This window comes from Massilia sp. Soil_C_3 (assembly GCF_057657035.1).
This window is the reverse complement of the sequence record NZ_JBDGJG010000002.1, coordinates 87,233-105,296: the sequence shown is the minus strand read 5'-3', so window position 1 is coordinate 105,296 and position 18,064 is coordinate 87,233. Positions and strand designations below refer to the sequence as shown.

The 18,064-nt window shown below is 67.6% G+C and carries 19 protein-coding genes; 9 read left to right on the top strand and 10 right to left on the bottom strand.

All coding sequences use genetic code 11. From position 1 onward, the window contains the following. Positions 1–22: 22 nt before the first annotated feature. Positions 23–847, bottom strand: a complete 825-nt coding sequence (locus AC3A6F_RS03370; protein ID WP_487678568.1) for a helical backbone metal receptor — start codon at positions 845–847, stop codon at positions 23–25. A 114-nt stretch (positions 848–961) separates the two neighbouring features. Here AC3A6F_RS03370 and AC3A6F_RS03365 point away from each other — a divergent pair, with 114 nt between their 5' ends. Together AC3A6F_RS03365 and sbcB are read left to right on the top strand one after the other, a co-directional pair. Then, the gene (locus AC3A6F_RS03365; RefSeq protein ID WP_487678567.1) at positions 962–1,924 is read left to right on the top strand and encodes a GGDEF domain-containing protein; all 963 of its coding nucleotides are present in this window, start codon (positions 962–964) and stop codon (positions 1,922–1,924) included. Between the two features lie 99 nt (positions 1,925–2,023). Beyond that, positions 2,024–3,469, top strand: a complete 1,446-nt coding sequence (gene sbcB, locus AC3A6F_RS03360; RefSeq protein WP_487678566.1) for an exodeoxyribonuclease I — start codon at positions 2,024–2,026, stop codon at positions 3,467–3,469. A 92-nt stretch (positions 3,470–3,561) separates the two neighbouring features. Here sbcB and pyrF read toward each other — a convergent pair whose 3' ends face one another. Then, positions 3,562–4,386, bottom strand: a complete 825-nt coding sequence (gene pyrF / locus AC3A6F_RS03355; RefSeq protein WP_487678565.1) for an orotidine-5'-phosphate decarboxylase — start codon at positions 4,384–4,386, stop codon at positions 3,562–3,564. 149 nt (positions 4,387–4,535) lie between these two features. Between pyrF and AC3A6F_RS03350 the strand changes: the two genes are divergently transcribed. Genes AC3A6F_RS03350 through AC3A6F_RS03340 form a run of 3 tightly spaced genes read left to right on the top strand, consistent with a single transcriptional unit; the run spans position 4,536 to position 6,490 of the window. Continuing rightward, complete coding sequence (locus AC3A6F_RS03350) at positions 4,536–5,147, top strand: LemA family protein (protein ID WP_147933971.1); 612 nt, start codon at positions 4,536–4,538, stop codon at positions 5,145–5,147. Between the two features lie 6 nt (positions 5,148–5,153). Then, positions 5,154–5,978, top strand: a complete 825-nt coding sequence (locus tag AC3A6F_RS03345) for a TPM domain-containing protein (RefSeq protein WP_487678564.1) — start codon at positions 5,154–5,156, stop codon at positions 5,976–5,978. Further along, positions 5,978–6,490 carry a TPM domain-containing protein gene (locus AC3A6F_RS03340; protein ID WP_487678562.1) on the top strand — a complete coding sequence of 171 codons (513 nt, stop codon included), beginning with the start codon at positions 5,978–5,980 and terminating at the stop codon, positions 6,488–6,490. The genes AC3A6F_RS03345 and AC3A6F_RS03340 overlap by 1 nt, the downstream gene beginning before the upstream one ends. Here AC3A6F_RS03340 and AC3A6F_RS03335 read toward each other — a convergent pair. The 5 genes from AC3A6F_RS03335 to AC3A6F_RS03315 are packed head-to-tail and all read right to left on the bottom strand — an operon-like array spanning position 6,480 to position 10,910. Beyond that, positions 6,480–7,097 carry a hypothetical protein gene (locus AC3A6F_RS03335; RefSeq protein ID WP_487678561.1) on the bottom strand — a complete coding sequence of 206 codons (618 nt, stop codon included), beginning with the start codon at positions 7,095–7,097 and terminating at the stop codon, positions 6,480–6,482. The two genes, AC3A6F_RS03340 and AC3A6F_RS03335, sit on opposite strands and share 11 nt — an antisense overlap. After that, positions 7,094–7,594, bottom strand: a complete 501-nt coding sequence (locus AC3A6F_RS03330) for an RNA polymerase sigma factor (protein ID WP_487678560.1) — start codon at positions 7,592–7,594, stop codon at positions 7,094–7,096. The genes AC3A6F_RS03335 and AC3A6F_RS03330 overlap by 4 nt, the downstream gene beginning before the upstream one ends. Further along, positions 7,594–8,772, bottom strand: coding sequence for an ABC transporter permease (locus tag AC3A6F_RS03325; protein WP_487678559.1), 1,179 nt, complete (start codon positions 8,770–8,772; stop codon positions 7,594–7,596). Before AC3A6F_RS03325 ends, AC3A6F_RS03330 begins: the two co-directional genes overlap by 1 nt. Next, a complete protein-coding gene (locus AC3A6F_RS03320) occupies positions 8,769–9,503 on the bottom strand; it encodes an ABC transporter ATP-binding protein (RefSeq protein ID WP_487678558.1) in 735 nt (244 codons plus the stop codon). Before AC3A6F_RS03320 ends, AC3A6F_RS03325 begins: the two co-directional genes overlap by 4 nt. 9 nt (positions 9,504–9,512) lie before the next feature. Continuing rightward, entirely contained in the window at positions 9,513–10,910 is a 1,398-nt protein-coding gene (locus AC3A6F_RS03315; RefSeq protein WP_487678557.1) for an alpha/beta hydrolase, read from the bottom strand. Between the two features lie 140 nt (positions 10,911–11,050). On the opposite strand from AC3A6F_RS03315, the gene AC3A6F_RS03310 reads away from it, so the two are divergent. The 4 genes from AC3A6F_RS03310 (at position 11,051) to AC3A6F_RS03295 (ending at position 14,015) form a co-directional block, all read left to right on the top strand. After that, on the top strand, positions 11,051–11,818 hold the full coding sequence (locus AC3A6F_RS03310) for an SDR family NAD(P)-dependent oxidoreductase (RefSeq protein ID WP_487678556.1): 768 nt from the start codon (positions 11,051–11,053) through the stop codon (positions 11,816–11,818). 622 nt (positions 11,819–12,440) lie between these two features. Continuing rightward, positions 12,441–12,743, top strand: coding sequence for a hypothetical protein (locus AC3A6F_RS03305; protein ID WP_487678555.1), 303 nt, complete (start codon positions 12,441–12,443; stop codon positions 12,741–12,743). Positions 12,744–12,842: 99 nt separating this feature from the next. Continuing rightward, positions 12,843–13,238 (top strand): VanZ family protein, encoded by a 396-nt coding sequence (locus AC3A6F_RS03300; protein WP_487678554.1) that lies wholly within the window; start codon positions 12,843–12,845, stop codon positions 13,236–13,238. A 159-nt stretch (positions 13,239–13,397) separates the two neighbouring features. Then, on the top strand, positions 13,398–14,015 hold the full coding sequence (locus AC3A6F_RS03295) for a hypothetical protein (RefSeq protein ID WP_487678552.1): 618 nt from the start codon (positions 13,398–13,400) through the stop codon (positions 14,013–14,015). Between the two features lie 57 nt (positions 14,016–14,072). Here AC3A6F_RS03295 and AC3A6F_RS03290 read toward each other — a convergent pair whose 3' ends face one another. Genes AC3A6F_RS03290 through AC3A6F_RS03280 form a run of 3 tightly spaced genes read right to left on the bottom strand, consistent with a single transcriptional unit; the run spans position 14,073 to position 18,056 of the window. Next, positions 14,073–15,884, bottom strand: coding sequence for a glycoside hydrolase family 2 protein (locus AC3A6F_RS03290; protein ID WP_487678551.1), 1,812 nt, complete (start codon positions 15,882–15,884; stop codon positions 14,073–14,075). Next, entirely contained in the window at positions 15,871–16,971 is a 1,101-nt protein-coding gene (galK, locus tag AC3A6F_RS03285) for a galactokinase (RefSeq protein WP_487678550.1), read from the bottom strand. Before galK ends, AC3A6F_RS03290 begins: the two co-directional genes overlap by 14 nt. Further along, on the bottom strand, positions 16,968–18,056 hold the full coding sequence (locus AC3A6F_RS03280; protein ID WP_487678549.1) for a M24 family metallopeptidase: 1,089 nt from the start codon (positions 18,054–18,056) through the stop codon (positions 16,968–16,970). Before AC3A6F_RS03280 ends, galK begins: the two co-directional genes overlap by 4 nt. Positions 18,057–18,064 lie beyond the last annotated feature (8 nt).

Genomic DNA, 18,064 nt, shown 5'->3' with positions numbered 1-18,064 from the left:
GGCCTGCACTTCAGCCTGCACTTCAGCCTGCGCTTCCTTCCAGCATTGCCCTCACTTCGCGCAGATAGCGCAGGCCCGCCAGGGCCCGGCTTCCATACCACGACATCATCTCGCCATCGACCAGCAGCACGGGAATCCCGATCTGCTTTTCCAGCGCGTCCGCGTGCGCCTCGGTAAACCGATAAGGTTCGGTCGACAGCAGCACGGCGTCGAGCCCGTCCACCAGGGCTTCGGACCAGTCGAAACGGGGATAGCGCGCCGCCCCAAGATCGGGCACGCGCCAGCCCAGTTCGGCCAGCATGGCGGCGATATACGTGTCCTTCGACACGCTCATCCACGGGTCTTGCCAGATGCAGTACAGGACCGTGCGCGCCGGGCCGGCCGGCAAGGCGCGCAGCCGCGCCAGTTCGTCCCCGAAGGCCGCGCACCATGACGCGGCCTGCTCCCGGGCGCCGAAGATCCCGCCCATCAGGCGCGCCAGCGCCAGGTTGTCGTGCGGGACCAGCGGATGCGTGACCACCACGTGCGGCACGAACTGCGCCAGCGCATCGACGGTCGGCTTCTCGTTCTCGTCGATATTGACCACGACGTGGGTCGGCGCCAGTTTGCGGATCTTCTCTAGATTGACGTCCTTGGTGCCGCCCACCTTGGGGATGTCCGCCACCACCGCCTTCGGGTGGATGCAAAAGCCCGTGCGGCCGACCAGCTGCGACGCCAGGCCGAGGTCGCACAGCAGCTCGGTGATCGACGGCACCAGCGACACGATGCGCGCGTCCGGGGCCGGCCGATGGGCGTGCCCAAGCGCATCAATGAGCACATCATCAAGTGAATTGTCAGAATCAGTCATGCCGCCATGTCACCATTGTTGTTTAAGGCGCGCCGAATACGCATTCCAAGTCTGATAGGCTATCATTTCAATGCTGTAAGGACTCAACCTTACGCGATTCGCTCGAGGCCCCACTTGGAACACATCGGCACCTTCGGTGCTTCCCGCACGACCATCCGCGACCTGCACCTGTTTCGCGACGAGACCGACCCGGCCATCGCCGCGATGGTGGCCGGCTGCGCCGTCGTGCGCATGGCGCGCGGCCGCCGCATCGACGATGGCGGCCAGGCGCGCCTGTACATCGTCCTGTCGGGCGTGCTCGAGATCGCACCCGACGCCCATGCCGGCGACGAGGGCAACACCAGCCGCATCCTCCCGGGCGAGAGCGTCGGCGAACAGGCGGTGCTGGACGACGCATTGAACCTGGCGGCGATGACGGCCCTCGAGGACACCGAACTCTTGGTGATCGAATCCGATATGGTGTGGACCCTGATCGAGCGGTCTGGCGTGCTGGCGCGTAACCTGCTGCGCCTGCTGTCGTTCCGCATCCGCGCCACCAACGCCCTGCTGCGCCGGCGCCAGAAGCTGGGCGAATTCTACCGCCAGCTGTCGCTCAACGACCCGCTCACGGGCCTGTACAACCGCGCCTGGCTCAACGAGATGCTGCCCAAGCTGGCCGCGCGCGCGGCCACCGACGGCAGCGCGCTGTCGCTGGTGATGATCGACCTCGACCACTTCAAGCGCTTCAACGACACCCACGGCCACATCGCCGGCGACGCCGCGCTGGCCGCCGCCGCGAGCGTGATCCGCGGCGCGCTGCGCCCGTCCGACTTCGCGGTGCGCTATGGTGGCGAAGAGATGCTGGCGGTGCTGCCCGACACCACGCCGGACATGGCCACCGGGGTCGCCGAACGCCTGTGCCGGCGCCTGCGCCTGGCCGTCGTGTTCCCCGATATGCGCCTGCCGCTGCCGCACCTGACCGGCTCCTTCGGCGTGGCCAGCCTGACGCCCGGCGGCGACGAGCGCAGCCTGCTGGCGGCGGCCGACGCCGCCCTGTACCGCGCCAAGGAAGCCGGACGGGACCGCGTCTGCGCCTGACGCAATGCCCCAGACCTTTGCCGCCGGCCGTGACTGATCCGCGCGGATGTGCCACCATGCCGGTTGACGCTGTGATTGCAGCACCCACAACAACAACACATGAGCACGCATACCTTCCTCTGGCACGACTATGAAACCTTCGGCGCAGTGCCGCGCCGCGACCGTCCGGCCCAGTTCGCCGCGATCCGCACCGACGCCGACCTCAACGAGATCGGCGAGCCGATCATGCTGTACTGCCAGCCGGCCAACGACTTCCTGCCCGACCCGCAATCCTGCCTGATCACTGGCATCACCCCGCAGCACTGCCTCGAACGGGGCGTGCCCGAACACGAATTCGCGCGCCACATCGAAGCCGCCTTCAGCGAGCCGGGCACGATCGGCGTCGGCTACAACACCATCCGCTTCGACGACGAGGTGACCCGCTTCCTGTTCTGGCGCAACCTGATCGATCCATATGCGCGCGAGTGGCAGCACAACTGCGGCCGCTGGGACCTGCTTGACGTGGTGCGCATGGTGTACGCGCTGCGCCCGGAAGGCATCGAATGGCCGACCCGCGAAGACGGCAAGCCGAGCTTCCGGCTGGAACACCTGAGCGCCGCCAACGGCCTGGCCCACGAGGCGGCGCACGATGCGCTGTCCGACGTGCGCGCCACCATCGCGCTGGCGCGCCTGATCCGCGACAAGCAACCGCGCCTGTTCGACTTCTGCCTCGAACTGCGCCGCAAGGACCGCGTCGCCAGCGAGATGGGGCTGCACCTCGACCCGGGCCAGCGCCAGCCTTTCCTGCACGTGTCCGGCATGTTCCCGGTCGAATACGGCTGCCTGGGCCTGGTCTACCCGCTGGCCCAGCATCCGACCAACAAGAACGAGGTGCTGGTCTGGGACTGCCGCCACGACCCGTCCGAACTGTTCGCGCTCGACGCCGACACCATCCGCACCCGCATGTACACGCGCGCGAGCGAATTGCCCGAAGGCATGACTCGGCTGCCGATCAAGAGCGTGCACCTGAATAAATCGCCGATGCTGGTCGGGAACCTCAAGACCCTGCGGCCCGAGCTGGCCACGCGCTGGGACATCGACCTGGAACGCGGCCGCGCGCACGCCGCGCTGGCGGCCGGCGGGCCGGACATGAAGGCGATCTGGGCCCAGGTGCTGGCAAAACCCGGTGCGGGCGAGGCGGTGGACGTCGACGAAGACCTGTACGGCGGCTTCGTCAGCCGCGACGACCGCCGCCAGCTGGAATCCCTGCGCATGCAAAAGCCCGAGGCGCTGGCAAAGCGCGTCAGCTTCGAGGACGAACGGTTGAACGAGTTATTGTTCCGCTACCGCGCGCGCAACTTCCCGCACACGCTGTCGGAAGACGAGATGCAGCTGTGGGAGGCGCACCGCGCGGCGCGGCTGTTCGAAGGCGCGCATGGGGCGCGCACGGTGGATCAGCTGTTTACCGAGATCGATGCGTTGTCGGAGACGGCGGATGAGCGTGCCGAGGAGATTCTTGGGGCGCTGTATGACTATGTGGAGTCGATTGCGCCGGATCGGTATTGAGCTAGCGGGTGCTCTGGAGACTTAGGTTCCCGCCAAGGCGCCCGGCCAGGGCGCCTTGGCGGGAACCTAAGTACTCAAGCGCCGCCGCGCTGTCAACCGTGGCGATGCGCGTTGATCGCATCGCGCGTCTCGCGCGCCACGCGCCGCGCGGCGGCGGCGAAATCTTCACCTTCCTGCGGCGTCGCATACAGGATCGCACGTGACGAATTGATCATCATGCCCGCGCCACCCGCCGTGCGGCCCGCCTTGACGGTCGCCTCGACGTCGCCGCCCTGGGCGCCCACGCCCGGGATCAGCAGCGGCATATCGCCGATCAGCTTGCGCACCTGCGCGATCTCGTCCGGGAAGGTCGCCCCCACCACTAGCGCGCACTGGCCGTTGCGGTTCCATTTTTCGGCGACCAGCTGGGCCACGTGCTGGTACAGCGGGCGACCCGCCACGTCCAGGAACTGCAGGTCGGAGCCGCCCGCGTTCGAGGTGCGGCACAGCACGATCACGCCGCGGTCCGGCCATTCCATATACGGTTCGACCGAATCGAAGCCCATGTAGGGGCTGACCGTCACCGCGTCGGCGCCATAGCGTTCGAAGGCTTCGCGCGCGTACTGGTGGGCGGTGGCGCCGATGTCGCCGCGCTTGGCGTCCAGTACCAGCGGGATGTGCGGGTAGGTGGCGCGCAGGTAGGCGCAGATTTCTTCCAGCTGGTCTTCGGCGCCGAGGGCGGCGAAATAGGCGATCTGCGGTTTGAAGGCGCAGGCCAGGTCGGCGGTCGCGTCGATGATGGCCTTGCAGAACTGGACGATGGCGTCCGGCTGGCCCTGCAGATGGGCTGGCAGGCGCGTCAGGTCCGGGTCGAGGCCGACGCACAGCAGCGAATCGTTGCTGGCCCATGCGGCGGAAAGTTTGTTGATGAAATTCACCTCTAGCCCCTTGTATCTTTGTAAATGCAAACCCATTATTGTACCCGCCGGCGGTCCATGGCCGCCAGTCGGCGCCCGTCCGGACGCCCAAGCATGTCTGTTTCAGGTATATTTTGATCATTCGACAACTTGTACACACAAACATCATCATGACCAATTCCTTCTTCTATCGCTGGACCCGTCTTCTCGGCGGCGCCGTCCTGGCCGGCGCCCTGCTGTCCGGCTGCGGCTACAACGACTTCCAGACCAAGGACGAGGCCACCAAGGCGGCATGGAGCGAAGTGGTGAACCAGTACCAGCGCCGCGCCGACCTGATCCCGAACCTGGTCAACACCGTCAAGGGCTATGCCTCGCACGAGAGCGCCACGCTCGAAGCGGTAACCCGCGCCCGCGCCCAGGCCACCAGCTTCCAGATCACGCCCGAGGTGCTGAACAACCCCGAGGCCTTCCAGAAGTTCCAGCAGGTGCAGGGCGAGCTGTCGGGCGCCCTGTCGCGCCTGATGATGGTCTCTGAAAAATACCCCGACCTGAAAGCCGATACGAGCTTTCGCGACCTGCAGTCGCAGCTGGAAGGGACGGAAAACCGCATCACGGTGGCGCGCCAGCGCTATATCGCCTCGGTCCAGGATTACAACGTGACCGTGCGTCAGTTCCCCAAGAACTTGACGGCGATGGTGTTCGGCTATGAAACCAAGCCGTCGTTCACCGTCGAGAACGAGAAGGCGATTTCGACCGCGCCGACGGTCGACTTCGGCAAGTAAGCCGGCATGACCGCACTGTCGCGTTTCTTCTGCATCCTGCTGCTCGCGCTGCTTACCAGCGCGCCGGCCTTCGCCCAGCTGCAGCCGGTGCCGACGCTGACCGCGCGCGTCACCGACCAGGCGGGCATGCTCGACGCCGCCCAGCGTCAGCGCCTCGAAGCGGTGCTGGCCGACTACGAGGCCAAGACCGGCAGCCAGATCGCCGTGCTGCTGGTGAAGTCGACCGAGCCCGAGGCGATCGAGCAGTACAGCATCCGCGTCACCGATGCCTGGAAGCTGGGCCGCAAGGGCGTGGACGATGGCGTGCTGCTGCTGGTGGCGCGCGATAACCCCAGTGCGCTGCGCCGTCTGCGCATCGAGGCCGGGCGCGGCGTACAGGGCGTGCTGACCGACGCCCAATCGAAGCGCATCCTGCAGGACGTGATCGCGCCGCATTTCAAGCAAGAGCATTTTTATGAAGGCCTGGTCGCCGGCGTCGGCGCCATCGCCACCCTGCTCAACCAGGAAGCCTTTCCCGCGCCGCCACCGCAGCAACAGCAGCGCCAGGCGGCGAGCGACGGCGGCTTCCCCTTGTGGGCGATCTTCCTGATCATTATCGGCGCCTCCATGCTGCGCTCGGTGTTCCGGCCGCGCGGCCGCACCGTCGGCACCCGCCGCGGCCAGTCGCACTGGGGCAGCGCCACCACCGGCTTCGTCCTCGGCAACATCATCGGCAATATGAGCCGTGGCGGCGGTGGCGGTTTCGGCAGCAGCGGCGGTGGATTCGGCGGCGGCGGCTTTTCGGGCGGCGGCGGCGGCTTCGATGGCGGCGGCGCCTCGGGAGACTGGTAATGCGATCGATGACACACAAGATGCGCCGCGCCTGGCGCCACTGGAAGAGCAGCGCGCGCGAAGCGAAACAGGCCTTCCCCGACACGACCCTGGACGCGATCGCCGAGGCGATCGACCAGGGCGAACAGACACACCGCGGCGAGGTGCGCCTGATCGTCGAGAAGGCCCTGCCTTTCGAGGCGGCCTGGGAAGGCGTCACCAACCGCCAGCGCGCGATCAACCTGTTCGCCGACTATGGCGTGTGGGACACCGAAGACAATTGCGGGGTGCTGATCTACGTGAACCTGGCCGAGCACAAGATCGACATCGTGGCCGACCGCGGCATCGACCGCAAGATCGACGCCGCCACCTGGCAGGCCGTGTGCCGCACCATGACCGAGGGTTTCAGGCAGGGCAGCTTCCATGAAGCGACCCTGGCGGCGGTCAATCAGGTCAACGAGCTGCTGCGCCAGCACTTCCCGGCCAGCGGCGAGCGGCCCAACGAGCTGCCGGACCGGCCGGTCATGCTGTAGTCGTCCGGTCCTGCGTCCCGTCCTGCTGCTCGTCCAGCCATTCGCGCTGCAACGCGTCGACCTCGGCCAGCTCGGCCTTCATGCGGCGCGCCTTGTCCCACGCCCACAGCCAGCCGCCAGCCAGCAGCAGGGCCACCGCCGCCGAAGTCCACGCGGCAGACCATGCGTCGCGCCCCGTGTACAGGGTGAGGAATGGGGCCGGCAGCATGGGGATGGTCGACCAGCGCGTCAGCCGCACCAGGCGCAGGCTGAGCAAGGCGCGGCGGCGACGCAATCCTAGCCAGTCGCGCAGGCTGTTCCCTTGCGGCTCGCGCAGGGCTTGCACGCGGGTCCAGGTGTAGCTGATCATCACGGCGACCATGAACAGCAGGAAGTACACCCACCACAGCAGCATGAACCCGTTGGCCGTCGCCCGCGGCCAGTCGCGGATCAGCATCCCCGCACCCACCACCGCCAGCATCCACTCGCCCAGGATCGTCAACACGATGAGCCGCCGCTGGCGCCGCGCGCGCGCGATCATCGCCGTCACGTCCGGCGTCAAGGGAGCAGCCGGCGCATCCGCGCCCCAGGCATCCTGCAGCCTGGCCCATTCATCCGCATCGTTCATCGTTCCTCCAGCCTTTCCTTGAGCGCAGCCTTGGCGCGGTTCAGGCGCACGCCGACATTATTCACCGAGATGCCGAGCAGCTGCGCGATCTCTTCATAGGACATGCCCTCCAGCGCTAGCAGCACCAGCTGGCGCTGCCCCACCGGCAGCTGGCGCAATGCCGTCAACAGGCGTTGCTGCTGCTGGTTCAGGCCGGCCAGGGCTTCCGGCCCCGGCTGCTGGTCGGCCCATTCGTCGTCCAGCTCCTCGTGCTGCGGCTGGGCCACCGCGCGCATCACGTGGCTGGCGCAGCGCCGGTGCGCGACGCCGACCACATAGGTCTTGATGCTCGATTCGCCGCGAAAGGCCGGCAAGGCCTGCCACACCGCGAGCATGATGTCCTGCACCAGGTCGTCGCGCGCGTGGCGATTGCGCTCGAAGCTGGCGGCGAAGCGCACCAGCATGCCGCCATGCTCGGCCATCAGGCGTTTGAATTCGGCGTCGTGCAATCGGCCCATCACAGCCCGAACACAAAGCGTTCGCTGCCCAGGCGCCGGCTGCCGAAGGCGATCAGCAAGGCGGCGCCGCCGATGCAGCCGGCCACCGACAGGGCCAGCAACTGCGGCGCCGGCGCCCCGCCGCTCACCAGCGCGCCCAGGTGAGCGTGCTGGCTGAACATGGGCAGCAGGTGGGCGGCGGGCGGGGATGCCGCCCCGATCTCCTCCACCATCAGCAGCATCGGCGCCAATTGCAGCAGGTTCAGGTAGATCTGGCCTTCCTTGTGGGTGCGCGCGTGCAGCGCCACCACGCATTGCAGGGCGCCCACCAGCAGCGCCAGCGGCAGCAGGGTCAAGAGCATCTGCGCCTGCATCGCCGCGTCCGGTGCGAAGGCCATGCCCACTTCGTACAGCGGCAGGCGCTCGAGGGCGACCACCGACAGCAGGAGCGCGGCGGCGCTGCTCACATAGCCGAACAGCGAGGCGGTCAGCCATTTGCCGATGAACAGCGTGCCCGGCGCCACCGGCTGCGCCAATAAAGCCTCGAGCGAGCGCCGTTCGCGCTCGCCGCCGGTCGCATCCAGGGCCACGTGCGAGCCGCCGACGAACAGGCCGAGCAGCCAGAACAGCGGCAGCGCGCCCAGCACCAGCGCCGTGCGGCCGCCCTGCCCGCCCATGTCGCGCAGCTGCAGGTGCAAGGCATTGGCGTGGCCGGGCGCCACCCCGGCGCCCAGCAGGCGCTGGCCCGACAACTGCGCGCCATAGCCGGCCACCAGAGCCTGCACGCGCCCGGCCTGGCGCCTGGCATCGTCGTCGGACATGTCGACCCACAAGGCCAGCGTGGCTTCGCGGCCCTGCGCCAGTTCGCGCGGCGCCTCCGCCGGCACTTCGAGCACCACCGCGCCGGGCGAAGCCGCGAGCAGGTCCTCAGGCTTCCCGCTGCGCTCCTGCAGCGTGACACCCGCCGCTTCCAGGTGACGCACGAGTCCCGGCGCATGCGTTGCGCCGACCAGGTTCAGCGGCCGCGTGCCGGCATCGACCTCGGACGCGATCAGCGCCTTGAGCACGCCCGCCAGCACGAAGGGGCCGAGCAGCGCGAACAGCAGGCCGGCCATCATCGAGCGGCGATCGCGCACGGCGTCCATCACCTCCTTCGACACCACGATCCACAAGTTTTCCACGAATTGACTCACCTTCATGCCGCAATCCCCTCATCGCTGCCGATTACTTCGACGAATGCCTGTTCCAGGCCGCTGCTGCCGGTCTGCGCCAGCAGCGCCGGCGTCGTTCCCGCAAAACGCACCCGGCCGGCGGCCAGCACCACCACCTGGTCGCACAACTGGGCCGCTTCCTGCATCACGTGGGTCGACAGCAGCACCGCCGCGCCACGCGAGCGCGCCCGCACCAGGGCCTCGCGCACGGCGCGCGTGCTCATCACGTCCAGGCCGCGCGTGGGCTCGTCCAGCACCAGCACGGCAGGATCATGCAGCAAGGCGCGCGCCAGCGCTACCTTGATGCGCTGGCCGGCCGAAAATCCCTTGCAGGCACGCCCCGCTTCGGCCTCCAGTCCCACCTCCTGCACGACGCGCTCGATGGCGCGTTCGAGCATGGCGCCGCGCATGCCGTGCAGGCGGCCGAAGTAGCGCAGGTGGTCGCGCGGCGTGAGCCGCTCATAGAGCCCGAATTCGTCGGTGACGATGCCGAGCCGGCGCCGCGCGGCGAGCGGCGCGCGCGTCACGTCGATGCCGTCGATGGCGACCGTGCCGCTGTCCGGCGCCAGCAGGCCATACAGGATGCGCAGGCAGGTCGACTTGCCGGCGCCGTTGGGGCCGAGCAGCGCGGTGATGGTGCCGGGCCGCGCGCTGAAGCTCACCGCATCCAGGGCCTGCAAGGACTGGAAGCGCTTGCCGATATTGTTCACGACGATCATGGGGGCTCCTTACAGGGTGGGCTGGCCGTCGGCCAGCACGAACGGGGGACGGCGAATCGCCGCCAGGCAGGCGCCATCCACGGCGGCCGGGTCGACATGCTCGAGGAAGGCGGCGATCAGGCGCGGCGCGCAGCCGGCGCCGCTGAAGGTATGGCCGGCGCCGGCGGCCACCAGCACCCGGCTGTGGCGCAGGGTGCGGGCCGCCAGGTGGGCGTTTTCGGGCGGCGTGACCGGATCGAGGCCGCCCGCCAGCAGCAGGGTCGGGATGTCGGACGTCACGGCGCGCGTCAGTTCGGCACTCAGTCGGGAATCGAAGCGCGCGGCCGGCCATACCGCGCACCAGTCGCGCCAGCCCCTGGCATAGGCCTCGCCGAAACGGCTGCCGGCGCCGTCCTCGCGCATCGCGGCGGCATCGGTGAATGGCGCTTCTTCGGCGCATAGCACCGACAGGGTCTGGCCGAAGGTCATGCCTTCGAGGCTCCAGCCGGCCAGGGCGTCGTACAGGGCCAGCAGCGGCTGCGGCCGGCCATTGGCGGCGGCGTGGATGGCGAACGGCAGCACGCTGGCATGCTGGGCGCTGTACATGGCGCCCCGCAGCAGTTGCGGCACGGCCGCGGCCTGGTGCGGGCCGAGGGCAGGCAGCGCCAGCACGGCGTCGAGTTCGCGCGCCAGGTTCGGGAAGGCCCTGGCGCAGCCCTGGTCGGCGGCGCAGTCGGCCAGCAGGCGTTCGAGCGCGGCCTGGGCGTGACGCGACGACAGCAGGATGCGGGCATTGGGCGGCGCCACCGAGTCGAGCACCATGCCACGCACGCTGCCGGGGTAGCGCCGCGCATACATCAGCGCGGTGCGGGTGCCGTACGAACCGCCCCACAGGCTGAACTGGCGGTAGCCGAGCGCGCGCCGCAGGTCCTCGAAATCGGCCAGCGCGGCTTCGGTATGGAAGTAGCGCGGGTCGGCCTCGAGCGCGGCCAGGCAGGCGCGCAGGCTGGCCTGGGCGCTTGCCGTGTCGCCTTGCGCGATCGCCTGTTCGGGCATCGGGCAGCGCAGCGGGCTTGACCTGCCGGTGCCGCGCTGGTCGACCAGCAGGATGTCACGGCGCTTCCTCGCTTCACGGAAGGCGCTGGCCAGGAGCGGCCCGTAATCCGTGGCGGCCTGGCCGGGACCGCCGGCCAGCACCAGCAACGGGTCGGGCGCCGCCGGTTTCGCGGTGGCCTTGATGCGGGCGAAATGGATGGTGATGCGGCGGCCGGCCGGGTTGGCGCGGTCTTCCGGCACTTCCAGCGTGCCGCATTCGACCCGCTCGGGGAAGTGCGGCAGGTGGCAGGGTTCCAGGGCGGCGGCCATGCTGGAATACAGCAGCATCGCCAGGAACAGGGTCCAGGCAAGGGCGAGATGCTTGCGGGTCATTTTTGTTCTCGTTGTGGTGGAGATACCCGCTTAGTAGCGCGCCGCGCCAAAAACTTACACCCGCATCGACGATCATGCATTTTGGGTAGTGGTGGCGAGTGGTTAGAATGGCGGACTTTGCCTCTCTACGAAAGCCCGCCATGAAACTCAAGCAGAAAATCGCCATCGTTACCGGCGCCAGCCAGGGCATCGGCCTGGCCTGCGCCCAGCGCCTGGTGCGCGAAGGCGCGCGCGTGATGCTCGTCGACCTCAAGCCGGAAGTCGCCCAGGCCGCCGCCAGCCTGGGCGACGCCGCCCGCTTCTTCCGCGCCGACGTCGGCGTCAAGAAAGAAGTCGATGCGATGGTCCAGGCCACGCTCGACGCTTTTGGGCGCATCGATATCCTGGTCAACAACGCGGGCGTCACCCACGCGGCCGATTTCCTGGATCTGGAAGAAGACGATTTCGACCGCGTGCTGCGCATCAACCTGAAATCGATGTTCCTGTGCAGCCAGGCGGCGGCGCGCGATATGGTGAAACGGGGCGAAGGCGGCTGCATCATCAATATGTCGAGCGTCAACGCCGAGCTGACCATCCCGAACCAGGTGCCCTATGTGGTGTCGAAAGGCGGGGTCAACCAGCTGACCCGGGTGGCGTCGATCGCCCTGGCCCACCATGGCATCCGCGTCAATGCGATCGGACCGGGCACTATCCTGACCGAACTGGCCAAGCAGGCCGTGCTGGGCAGCCCGGAGGCGCGCCACACCATCTTGTCGCGCACGCCGCTGGGCCGCTGTGGCGAGCCGGAAGAAGTCGCCTCGATCGCCGCCTTCTTGGCCAGCGATGACGCCTCGTACATGACCGGCCAGACGCTGTACGCCGACGGCGGCCGCATGGCGCTGAACTACACGGTGCCGGTACGCGACTGAAAACCCATACAAGTGGAGCAGATATTACCGTAACGCATGTCTGGTATCCGAACTCGCAATTGGACACCCACCGGGCCGACCCCGATAATTACACCTGTCTCCACTATTCTCCTCCAAGAAAATAGTTTTAAGCCCGCACAAGAGCGGGCTTTTTTTTTGCCGAAAAATAGCAAGGAAGGCCGCCGCTACGTAGTTCTACGTATAACGAGCGCTGACGACATGACGGCGCCCGCCGGTCATTTGATACCGGCAGAACTTTGCGCTTCGTCACGATCGCGTCACAAACGCTGCCTATACTAAGAATCACCTGTCATACACGCAACCGATATGCCTGATGACAGCAGGTGTGCGGCGCCCCGGGTGCTCCACACCAACCGATTTTCGAATCTCTTGGCCCGATCTTGGGTTGTGCCCGCCACCGGCGGGCATTTTTTTGCCTATGCGTTCAGGAACCAGTTCCGTTGCAGGTCGGTCTTATTCTCTGCCCCAGCGCAACTCGCGCTAAAAAAATTGTCACAACGCTTGAAGCCGTCGCTGATTTGGCTATCATAAAGTTCGCGCTTCCGATTCGGCCCCCGGTCGGAAGACCACGTACCACGAAACGTCCAAAGGAACCCGTCCTATGAACCTACGTGTACCAGCCAGCGCCGCGCCCGATACTTGCCGCCGTCAGCATGAAGATGGCGACCTCGTCCTGAGCGAACTCAATCCGCGCATCGTTGTCGACAGGCTCGACAGCGACAGCACGCCGCTCAACCTGCTCACCTTCGGGAGCGTCCGCGAAGTCTGCCCCAAGTGCCAGCAAACCCACCTCAAGCTGGTCTTGCGACAGGGCAGCGTGCGCAAGGCCCACCTGTTCTGTGCCGATTGCGAAAGCTGCTTCGACGCCCATTACGCCGACGGCGCGCCAGCCCTGACGATCTGAACTGGTATTGGCGTGCGGGCAATTGGCTGCATGGCGTGGTAAGGTTGGCGTTTCGAACGCCTACCTTCTCCTTCCGTATCGATGCCCGCCCTGTCGTCCATGCTGCAGCCTCCAGCCAAAGTCCGCCGCGCCCTGCATGCCTTCGCCCTGCTCGGGCTGCTCGCCATCCTGGTGGCGGGCTCGATTCCCGGCGCCCGCGCCGAGGTCGGCGCCTATGCGTCCGGCGTGGTGTTGCACGGCATGACCTACGCCTTCCTGGCCGCCTTGTGGTTCCTGGGCGCCACCGGCACACCGCTGCAGCGCGCCCTAAAGGCGATGCTGGCCGTCGCGCTGATGGGCGCCGTCGACGAATGGGTGCAGAGTTTCTTCCCGTATCGCTCGGGCGACGTGCGCGACTGGCTGGTCGACGTCACGGCCGCCACCCTCGCCTCCACCGTGCTGGCGGTGCTGGCCACCCTCGCGCCGCGGCCGGCGGCGGCGCCTGGCCGACACTGACCATCATCTTCCGTTCGGGTTCCGCAAAGAACTCTCCCGCTTGATCGAACCGGCCTCCAAAGGAAGTCAGCTGGAACGCTGACGCACTTCCCGCCTCTTATCCTCGTGGCGCGCGGCATCGTCACATCCCCCACTGAACATCCAAACGAGGAGTTGATCATGAAGCAAACTCACCAGAGCGTGGCCATGGCGGGCCTGCTGGCGGTCGCGCTCGCCATTTCCGGGTGCGCCGCCATGCGTGGCGGATCGTCATCGAGCGGCGACAGCGGTACCAGCGGCAGCACCGGGACCAGCGGCTACGGGTCGGGAACCAGCGGCAGCTCGGGCACCTCAGGCAGCTCGGGCAGCAGCGGCACGGCCACCGAGGGCGCCCAGGACGCCACGGGCGTCTCGGGCAGCTCCGACACGTCGGGTAGCTCGGGCAGCTCGGGCGCCTCCGGCAGCAGCGGCTCCGGCACCTCCAGCATGCAGGACGACCGCGGCGGCAGCGCGTCGACCGCGGGCGCCGCCGCGGCCAGCGCCGCGCCCAACAGCACCGTGCTGGCGATCGAGATCCTACCGGCGTCGAGCGGCATCACCGAGGGCGATTCGTCGATGGGCAGCAGCGGCGCGGCCGGCGCCACCGGCAGCTCCGGTGGCAGCTCTGGTAGCAGCCAGTCCTACCGCGTCACGGTGCGCATGGACGACGGCAGCACGCAGGTAGTCACCCACGGCACCACGCCCGATTTCCGCAGCGGCGATCGGGTCAATGTCACGGGTGGCAGCATCCAGCGCTAGCTGGCTGCCGGGTGGACGGTCCGTCCACCCGTGCGAGAAGCGAACGGATTGCCGGGTTCAGGGTGTGCCCGGGTCCTTGCCTTCCTCCACCTCGCGGTGAAACATCGGGATGTTGCGCGTCGCATTGCTGATGACTTCCAGCGGCAGCTTGGGCGTCCGGTCGGCGTTCAGCAAGCCATTGGCTTCCTGGAAGGTGTCGGCGAACTGGGTATAGCAGAAGCCGCTGAACATGAAGGTCTCGTTAACCACCTGCAGCAGGCGCCGGTACTGCTTGAGGTAGCTCTCGGCCGTATGCGCGCGGCTATAGCCCCAGGTGCTCTCATCCGGGTTTGGGGTCTGTTTCGGATCGTAGGCGATGCCGCCGAATTCGGTCAGCACGATCGGCTGGCCGCGGTGCGGGAAGCCATCCAGGGTCAGGATGCGCCCGCCGGGACGCCGCTGGTCGAACAGGGTGCGCACCGGATCGGTGACGGCGTAGCGCGCCAGGATTTTTTCGGGATCGCTGTCGTAGTCGTGGATGCCGAGGATGTCGGTGGCCGAGGCTTCCCAGCCGTCGTTGCCGATCACCGGACGGGTCGAATCGAGCGTGCGCGTCAGGTGGTACAGCGCTTCCACCGCATTGCGATGGGCCTGGGTCAGGGTCAGGTTGGGCACGCCCCACGACTCATTGAACGCCACCCATACGATGATGCAGGGATGGCTGTAGTCGCGTTCGATCGCCTCGGTCCATTCCTTGACCATGCGCGTGATGGCGCGCGGGCTGAAGCGGTAGGCCGAGGGCATCTCTTCCCATACCAGCAGGCCCAGCTTGTCAGCCCAGTACAAGAAGCGCGGATCCTCGATCTTCTGGTGCTTGCGCACGCCATTGAAGCCCATCAGTTTGGCCAGCTCGACATCGCGCTTGAGGTGCTGGTCCGACGGCGCCGTCATGAAAGATTCCGGCCAGTACCCCTGGTCCAGCACCAGGCGCAGCTGGTAGGGGCGGCCATTGAGCATGAAGCGGTCGCGGTTGATCGATACCGAACGCAGCGCCGTGTATGAGCGGATGCGGTCCAGCACCACGTCGCCGCAGCGCAGGGTCACTTCGGCGTCGAGCAGGGTCGGCCGCTCGGGACTCCACAGGATCACGTTGCGCGAATCGTCGATGCCGGGGTCGGACAGCGCGATCTTGCGGTTGGCTTCGCCTGCCAGCAGCTTGTAGTAATCGTCCGCCAACAACTGATCGCCGTGCCAGATCTTGACCTCGACAAACAGCTCCTGCTGGATGTCGCCGGCCGCAAACACTTCACAGCCGATCTCGTAGGTCTCGAACACCGGCGTCCAGCGCAGCTTCTGGATATAGGTCGACGCCACCTGCTCGACCCAGACGGTCTGCCAGATGCCGGTCGTGCGTGGATACCAGATCGAGTGCGCATCGAGCAGCCAGTCCTGCTTGCCGCGCGGCTTGGCCAGGTCGGCCGGATCGTCCTCGACCCACACCGTCACCGTCTGCTTGCCGTCGCCCTGCATGGCGCAGGTGATGTCGGCTGAAAACGGCGTATGGCCGCCCTCGTGCTCGGCCACCAGCTGGCCGTTGACCCACACCTTCGCACTGTAGTCGACCGCGCCGAAGTGCAGTATCGTGCGCCCGTCGTTGGGCATCAGTTCGAAGTCGCGCTGGTACCAGACCACGCGGTGGAAACCCGTGTCCTGGATGCCGCTCATCTCGGTCTCGGGGGCGAACGGCACGGTGATCTCGTGGGTCCACTCCTTGACGTCGGACGGCATGAAATACTGGCCCTCGTCGTCGAAGCAGAACCGCCACTTGCCGTTCAGGTTCTGCCACTGGTCGCGCACCAGCTGTGGACGGGGATATTCAAACTGGTTCATCGTGGTCCTTTCTGTCAGTCGGCACCGGCACCAGAATCCGGCCTTGGCGTCCATCTTGGTTATAGGCCGCCAGCGCGCTGGCGGCTGCTTGCTGCGCCTGGCCCTTGCGGCACAGCGCCACGCAGGCGCCGCCGAAGCCGGCGCCGGTCAGGCGCGCGCCCAGCACGCCGGGGGCGGCGCGCAAGGCTTCGCACAGTGCGTCGAGCTCGGGGATCGAGACCTCGTAGTCGTCGCGCAGGCTGAAATGCGAGTCGTTCATCAATTCGCCGAAACGCTCGGCGCTGACGCCTTGCGCCGCTTCGAGCACGCGCAGGTTTTCCTGCACCACGTGGCGCGCCCGCTCGCGCAGCGGCGGCGGCAGGCTTTCCACCGAAGATGGGTCGGCCACATCGCGCAGCGCCTGCACGCCGAGCTTCTTCGCGCCCTCCTCGCACTCGGCGCGGCGCTCGTTGTACTTGCTGGCCGCGAGCTTGCGCGCCACACCCGAGTCGACCACGATCAGCTCGGTGTCCGGCGGCAGCGGCACCAGGCGGTGTTCCAGCGTGCGGGCGTCGATGAACAGCATATTGCTCTCGTCGGCCAGGCTGGACGCCATCTGGTCCATGATCCCGCAGTTCACGCGGGCATACTCGATCTCGGCGCGCTGGGCGATGCGAGCCAGCTTGACGTCGTCCAGTTCGAACCCCAGCAGCGCACGCATCGCGCGCAGGGTTGCCACCTCGAGCGCGGCCGAGGACGACAGGCCCGAGCCGACCGGCAGATCGGTCTCGACATACACGCGCAGCGGCGGCACCTCGATTCCTTCGGCCTGCACCAGCCGGATGCAGCCCTCGATATAGCTGCCGAAGCCCTGCGGCGCGCTGCCGTCCCGGGCGAAGGTCACGGTCGCATCGAGGTTCGGCGAATAGAAGTGGAAATGGTCGTCGCCGCTGTGGCTGATCGCCACCATGGTGCGCTGGGGCGTAGCCACCGGCAGCATGAAGCCGTCGTTGTAGTCGGTATGCTCGCCCAGCAGGTTGACCCGGCCCGGGGCCGAGGCGTTGACTTCGGGCGCGCCGCCAAAGAAGGTGTCGGGGTTCAAGGTCATGCTTGCGCCTCCAGCCAGAGCGGCCGCTTGCGGCCATGGACGTCGAGCGCCGGCCAGCCGGGATCGCACGTCAGGTTCTCGAGTCCCTGCGGCCCGAGCAAAAAGGTGTCTTCGATCTTCATGCCGCCGTAGCTGGGATTGAAGGCGAAGGCCATGCCTTCTTCGAGCTGGGTCGCGGTGCTGGCGGTGGCCACGATCTCGCGCGCCAGGTAACCGGTGATGCCGCCCTGGTGGTGCTCGCGGATCGCGCCTTCGACGTCGGCGTGGTGGTAGGCCTGGGCCAGCGCGTGGTATACGCTCGACAGCGATTTACCCGGCGCCACGGCGGCCAGGCCGGTGGCCTCGACGTCCATCAGCGCGCGCTGGGCCTCGGGCGCCGAACCCGCGCCGCCGAAGCTCACGAAACGGGTCAGGTTCGCATACAAGCCATGGCGGCGCGCGCAGAACACCAGCATGGCGCGCTCGCCGATCGCTTCGTGCGACGGCGTCGCGTGGCGGTACAGCGGCAGGCGGCGCGCGCCGGCCGCCAGCACCAGGGCCGGATGGATGCCGCGCCGCCACAGTGCTTCGGCGCCGGCGCCGGCCAGCTGCTGCTCGGTCCAGTCGGGACGGGCACGGTGCAGCACCTCGGTCATCGCCTCGGCCGCCTCGCGACCCAGCAGGCGGTAGCGCACCTGCTCGGCGTCGCCCAGCACCAGCTTGCGTTGACGCAGCGCCAGCGGCAAGGGGCGCTCCTCGCCCACCGGACGGTCGGACAGGACGGCGCGGCCCTGGGCCGCACCGGCGACGAAGCGCTCGCGCAGCTCCGGCTCGGCCCACGGTTCGATGTGGAAGGTGAAGCCGCCCGGGACTTCTTCGGCGCGCAGGCGTTCGCCCTCGATCTCGTCGGTCAGCACGCAGGCGTCGTCCGCGGTGACGAGCACCTCGGCGATGCCGACGCCGGTCGTGAGCAGCACCGCGCTCGAGCCGCCGGCCGTGACCCAGGCGAACCAGTCGGTGCCGCGCAGGCGCACCGCGCCGGCGCCTTCCTGGACCAGGGTGGCGCGCAGCAGCGCCAGTTTGTCGGCCACTTCGAGGGCACGCATATCCATCT